Genomic DNA, 287 nt, shown 5'->3' on the forward strand with positions numbered 1-287 from the left:
GAAAAGGTTACTCCCGGATAAATCTCCATTTCATTGAGTCGCTTAATGGAAAACTGTTTACGCAGCTCACTTCGATCCAGTGATTCCAGTCGGTCGATTGTCGCGGCTAACTCCTGATTCCAGGTCAATCCCAGGAAGCCATCTATGCCATCTTCTAGGCTGTGTTCACCAAGCACGGCGCGACTCAGCGGGTCATTCTTCGCTGGATCGAACGCAGAGGTGCCTGTCAGCCCAAAGTGTAAAAAATCCCAGCGTTTATCAATATCCAGTCGGCGTAATCCTGAAAG

Annotated in this window: 1 protein-coding gene; it reads right to left on the minus strand. The window is 49.5% G+C overall.

Annotated features, from left to right (window positions below; translation table 11 throughout):
* Nucleotides 1-287, minus strand: a 287-nt coding sequence (locus tag LZP73_RS20475) for a DUF1877 family protein (RefSeq protein ID WP_234236804.1), incomplete at both ends; no start/stop codon positions are given.

Source organism: Shewanella sp. AS16, assembly GCF_021412365.1.
GTDB classification, from domain to species: Bacteria; Pseudomonadota; Gammaproteobacteria; order Enterobacterales; family Shewanellaceae; genus Shewanella; species Shewanella salipaludis.